Origin of the sequence: 'Santalum album' aster yellows phytoplasma (genome assembly GCF_018283495.1) — a bacterium.
GTDB lineage: Bacteria > Bacillota_I > Bacilli_A > Acholeplasmatales > Acholeplasmataceae > Phytoplasma > Phytoplasma asteris.
Window position 1 is genome coordinate 1 of the sequence record NZ_JAGVSK010000013.1, and the last position, 5,825, is coordinate 5,825.

The 5,825-nt window shown below is 30.6% G+C and carries 3 protein-coding genes; all 3 read right to left on the reverse strand.

Annotated elements, in window-relative coordinates:
• Positions 1-1,183: 1,183 nt before the first annotated feature.
• The 3 genes from KE631_RS02415 to nrdE all read right to left on the reverse strand — a co-directional run bounded on the left by KE631_RS02415 (position 1,184) and on the right by nrdE (position 5,817).
• A complete protein-coding gene (locus KE631_RS02415) occupies positions 1,184-1,327 on the reverse strand; it encodes a hypothetical protein (protein WP_156956343.1) in 144 nt (47 codons plus the stop codon).
• A 531-nt stretch (positions 1,328-1,858) separates the two neighbouring features.
• On the reverse strand, positions 1,859-2,911 hold the full coding sequence (nrdF, locus tag KE631_RS02420) for a class 1b ribonucleoside-diphosphate reductase subunit beta (RefSeq protein ID WP_212509255.1): 1,053 nt from the start codon (positions 2,909-2,911) through the stop codon (positions 1,859-1,861).
• Positions 2,912-3,297: 386 nt separating this feature from the next.
• Entirely contained in the window at positions 3,298-5,817 is a 2,520-nt protein-coding gene (gene nrdE, locus KE631_RS02425) for a class 1b ribonucleoside-diphosphate reductase subunit alpha (protein ID WP_425305910.1), read from the reverse strand.
• Between the last annotated feature and the right edge of the window lie 8 nt (positions 5,818-5,825).

A 5,825-nucleotide genomic window follows, 5' to 3' on the forward strand; every position in this document is an offset into this window, starting at 1 on the left:
AATAGATAATTTTATATCTTTTCAAATTAACAAATAATTTCATTACACTTAAAAAATGTCTAAAAAACGGAACAGTTCACCTCTTTCCAATTTAATATAAATACTTAAATTTTTATCTTTTATCATTTTTTATATTACCTAAATAAGTAATAACATATATAAAAAGTTCAAATATACTACAAAATGCTTCCATACTAGAAAGCCATAAAAAATTCACTAAAATCCATTCACATTCTTTGGCAAGCACTTTATTTTTAGCAAAGTTATCTAATTGATGTAAAACATAAACCCACCTTAAAATACCTATGATAAAAGTTATTAAGGATAAAAATATAAGGATAATAAGAAAAAAGAAGTTAGAAAAATAATTATGATAGCAGTATAAAAAAAACAAATAATTTCACCAATAAAACTAATAAGAAAAAATATTTTTAAAACTTTAATGAATCCAGGATAAACTTTAATTTTATTTATTTTATATAAAACAGTAATAAAAACTAAAATCAAAATAGTAATTAACAAAGATATTAAAGGAATTAAATGTTGAATAAAAGGGGGAAAGTCCAAATATTGTTTCCCATAAAAGCGGTAAAAGCAAAATAAAGTAGCATACAAAAAACGGAACAGTTCATGGTTTGCAAACGAAATTGAGGACTAAATTGAGTTTTTTTAATATTATATAAATAAGTGGCAAAAGCAACAATTAAGGAAGTTGCTATAATAGGGATTATTATCAAAACCAAAGACAAAGATTTTAAAAAAGGATCATTATTTAATTCCAAGAGAGTAGGGACAAAACCTATAAAAATAAAACCTGAAACTAAAGCAAATAACAAAATCCCAAATTTTAATAAAGGATTGAAAAGATAAATCCCAATGCCTACAAGAAATGATGAAATTGCTAAAAATCAAATCCCAGGGCACCATTAAGATACCAAAATAAAGTTTTATTTTAGCATCTATATTATTTACTTTTAATAAATCATCAATATCAAGTTGACAAAATGCAGAGATATCAATAATATAAATTTTTAATTTTAAAGATTTAATAAATTCTAAATATTTATAAATATTAGATTCGTTTTTGAAAAAAAGATAAGCAGATAAGCCACCAAATACAAAAACACATGATAAAATAAAAAATTTAATAAAAACAGTATTATGAGTTCCTAATTTGATTTTTTTACTTAATTGGTAATTTTTTTTGATTTTTAATTTCTTCAATTTTTTCTTGTACTAAAAAAGTAATATCGTCATCAGGATTACGTGGTTTTAATATTTTTTTTACTCTTTTAGAAGGATTAATTAAGTATTCAAAAAAGCCCATATTAAATACCTCTTTTTTAGAATTTATAAGTTGTTTATTTTCTAAAATAAATTTATGGCGAAAATGATTTAGGTTTGGGTTTGATTTGAAAGTTATATATTTGGAATAAAATAAGTTATTTTCTTTGGGATAGATTAGTGCAACAAAATAAAGGATAAGGATAATGATAAATATTTATAACAATAAATATAATAAATTATGAATTAATTTTTTGTTAGAAATGATAAGTTGCAAAATTATAAAACACGCAAGAAACAAAAAAAACAGCAAATTATTTATTACATTCGCATGTTTTATTTTCTTGTAACATGTTTTATAACTTCCTTTTTAATCTTTCCCTCATTGATATGTTTTTTTCTTCCCAAAAAAACGCCAATGAATTAATTTTATTTTACCACTAAAAAGCAAGTTTGCAACACAAAAATACTTATTTTAGTATAAAAAGAAAGGAGTTATGATAAAACTAAATGTTTTTTAAAACAAAAAAAGCTAGTTTAAAAACTAGTCTTTTTTTTTATTGTTGATTGTGTCTTAAAAATAAAAATCTTCATCTTGCAACGCCTCAGAGCGCATTTTTTGATAACCGTTTCCCTTCATAGAAAAGTTATCCATAGTTTTAGTCTCAGTATTAAGTCCATTAATGATAACAGGATTTACATTTTCGGATGGAAAAAAAGCATCAAATCCCAAATTCATTAAAGCTTTATTGGCATTATAACGCACAAATTTATTAACATCATCTTCTAAATTTAGTTTATGATAAATGGCATGAACTAAGGAAGTTTGGGTTTGATAGAGTTGTTGCATCAAATCATCTAACCATGTTTTTAAAGTTTGTTGGGCAGGCTTATCAAACAGTTGATAAATTTCAGTTGCAAGACGCCCCACATAAACACCATGAATACTTTCATCACGAATAATTAAATTAATAATTTCTCCTGATTGCATCAATTTACCTTGACCATAAAAATATAAAGAATAGTAAAAACCACTGTAAAACAACCAAGTTTCTAAAAAAACCGATACTGCCATAGCTTGCCACTGAGTTTTTTTAAATTCCAATTCACTAAATTGTAAGGAGAATTGTTTTTTCAAATAAATTTGGTCTTCCAAAGCCTCATAAACTTTTACAATTACTTGCATCATAGTTTGAAGGCTTGTTTGCTGGGTGCCCCACAAAAAAAGTTGATTAATTTCTTTGTTAGTTAAATAGCTCATAAAAATATTAGAATAACTTTTAGCATGTACTGCATTTTCCATAGCTCCCATAAAATTAAGGGTAGCTTTTTTTTGGTGTTCATGTTCTTCTAACGAACGAGCAATAACAGGCATACCCAAATCACCTTGATAAGTATCTAAAAAAGTAAGAACTAAAAGATTGCGGGAATAAGCAGTTTTTTCTTCTAAGGTAAGTTCACTCCAAGCAGCAAGATCACCTTGCAAACTGATATCTTCAGGACGCCAAAATTGGCTTAAATTTTGTTCATAAAAAAAATGGGTATATTTGTCTTCTAACACATTCCAGTTAGCTCCTTGAAAAGGGCTTTTAGAAGTTGGGTGGGGTTGGGAATTTTTAGTTTTCATTGATTTACTCCTTTTTTCTTTTAGGGTTTTTGAATTTTTTAGTATAAATTAATTGGGATAAAATTGAAAGGGTTGTGATTTGGGATTGTAATTTGGAAAATAATGAAGGATTGATTGGGGTTGATTTGTATTTTGATAAGTTAGTATTTATATTTTTGGAAAATAATGAAGGTGTTTATTTTGATATAAAAGGGGGTTGAAGCAAGAAATAATCGTTGTTAAGAATAAAAAAAGACTATCCATTTGATAGCCTTATTTTAGCAAAAACAAAATTACAAAAAACCAAGTACGAGAAGCAATCAAAATTGCCTGAGATTTATAAATATAGTGTATTAATGAAAGTTTTATTCCATTAATTATTTTTTATTCGGTTTTATAGGGTGTTTTTAAACACCACAAGCCTCACATTCATCAATTTTTAGCTTTTGGGTTCGTGTGTAATAAAGGGTTTTTATCTTTTTATGATGAGCATAAAGATAGTATTTTTGTAATTCACGCGTAGTAATATCAGATGTAATACCAAGTTCAAACGAAATACCTTGATCAACGTGCTTTTGGGCAATGGCAATAACATCAATGAGGTCGTATTTGTTCATTTTATAAGCAGTGGTGTACATAAAGGAAGTTTGTTTTAAGGCAGGCATTGGACAGTAAGTTTTGGAGTTGCCATAGGTGCGTTCCTCTACTAATTGTTTTACAGGAGTCAAAGAAGGAGTTGCTCCCATAATGTATCCAATTGAGCCGTTTGGAGCCACTGCGAGGCGATGAGAATTGTAGAGCCCAAATTGCATAACATCTTGTTTGAGTTGGTGCCAATCGTTTTGCGTGGGCAAGGTGATGTTTTGGAACATTTTTTTGATTTTGGCAGTTTTGGGTAAAATTTCACCGCGATTGTCAAAATAACTACCATCAGCGTATTTGGATTGTTCAAAACGATAAAACTTTTTACCTGTGGTTTTAGCTTTATTGCAAGAATGAAGAAGGCTGTAAAAATTAACGGCATTGAAAAAAACATCAATTAAATCTTTGTTTTCTTCACTTCCAAAAGCAATGTAATTTTGAGCTAAAAAACCGTGATGACCCATAATTCCAAAACCTACACTGCGGTTAAGAAAATTAGCTTTGGCAACAGCTGGCACATAACTAATGTTAGTGTTTTCAGAAACACAGTTCATTACTTCCATCGCCATAAAAACAGTTTCTTGAATGGTATTGTTAGTAATCATGTTTCCCATGTGTCCTGATGCTAGATTGCATGAAACGTCCATACCAATTTCGTCTTGTTGGGTTTGATGGTAATCTTTGTAATGTGAAGTGATAGTGGGTTGGAGGATTTCAGTACATAAATTAGAAAACTTGACTTTCAGATCGGAAGTGTTTGCTTGATTGGTGTTGTCGCAAAACATTAAGTAAGGATAGCCTGATTCGCCTTGCATGTGGGCAATAAGTTCTAAGAGTTGGCGTGGATTGATGGCTTTTTTTTGCACTTTGGGATTGGCAACTAAAATATCGTACCAATAGTCCATATCAACTGCGATGTCAGCAAAATTTTTGCCGTATTCTAAAAAAACAGTGTGCGGGGAAAAGGTATACATAACTTCGTTGTTGCGGGCAAGTTCAATCATTTTATTAGGAACTACAACGCCCAAAGATAAAGTTTTGACACGAACATCCTCGTCAGCGCTTAATTTTTTCGTACTTAAAAAATCAATGATATCGGAGTGAAAAACGTTCAAATAAACAGCGCCAGCACCTGTACGTTGTCCCATTTGATCAGCATAACGGAAACTGTGGTCTAATAATTTGCACACACCTACAACACCTTTACACACGCCTTTGATGCCTTTGATAGATTCACCTTTGGCACGCAAATTAGTGATGTTAATCGAAACGCCACCGCCAATTTTGGAAAGTTGCATCGAAAATTCATTAATGCGGGCAATGTCGTTTAAAGAGTCACCAGCTTCTAACAAAAAGCAAGAGACAAATTCGCCACGATGTTTTTTGCCTGTGTTGAGCAAAGTGGGAGTTGCAGGAGTAAAGTCTTGGTTGATTAAGGATACAATGAGGCGTTTGGCAATTTCAAAGTCACCTTTGGCATGATAAAGGGCGTTTACTGACAAGCGGTCTTCGTAGGTTTCTAAATAGTGTTGTTTGTCACGAGTTTTAAGGGCGTAATCGTGGTAAAATTTGAAAGCTCCCATAAAAGTTGGGAAAGTGAAATTTTTTTGGTAGGCAATTTGGTAGATTTCTTTAATTTGCGAGTGGGTGTATTTTTGCAAAAAAGCACTTTCATAATATTCGTTTTCTTGTAAAAAAGTTAATTTTTCTTGCAAAGTGGCAAAACGTTTTAGTTTGGGCAAAACTCCTTCTTGCAAAAAACTTTGTAAAGCTTCTTTATCTTTATTGAGGTCTTTGATGTTTCCTTGTTCGTCAATAATTTGATTGTTGAGTGTAATCCAAGGTGGCAAGACGGTTTTTTTTGGGGTGAGTGTTTGAAGTTGTGCTTGCGTTTGGGATTGATAATAAGGCAATTTTTGGTCGTTACAATAGCAAGCAAGCCATTTTTTTAAAAAAGTTCTTTCTTCTGGCATGCCCGAACCTTCGAATTTGAGAACCAAAGGCACATTGTAAGTAGAAGCGATGGTGTCGCCTGCTTTGCCATAGTTTTTGCCCCAATTTTTATTGCCAGACACAGCAACACCTATTACTTTGGTAGCGTTTTTGTCTAAAAAAGTTTTGGCATCATCAGATACTTGTCCAAATTTCACACTGCGAGTAAGTAAAAAAACGTTTTCATCGGTTAATTTGGAAGGGGCATCTTGGATATGTTGAAAGGAAAAGTCTAGACTTTGAGCCATTTCATAAACTTGACCTTGCAAGAGACCATCATAAATAACTTTAATTTTTTTGG

Bases quoted from the DNA above. Each gene is read 5' to 3' on its own strand.
- nrdF (WP_212509255.1), bottom strand. From the start codon at position 2,911: ATGAAAACTAAAAATTCCCAACCCCACCCAACTTCTAAAAGCCCTTTT.
- KE631_RS02415 (WP_156956343.1), bottom strand. From the start codon at position 1,327: ATGGGCTTTTTTGAATACTTAATTAATCCTTCTAAAAGAGTAAAAAAA.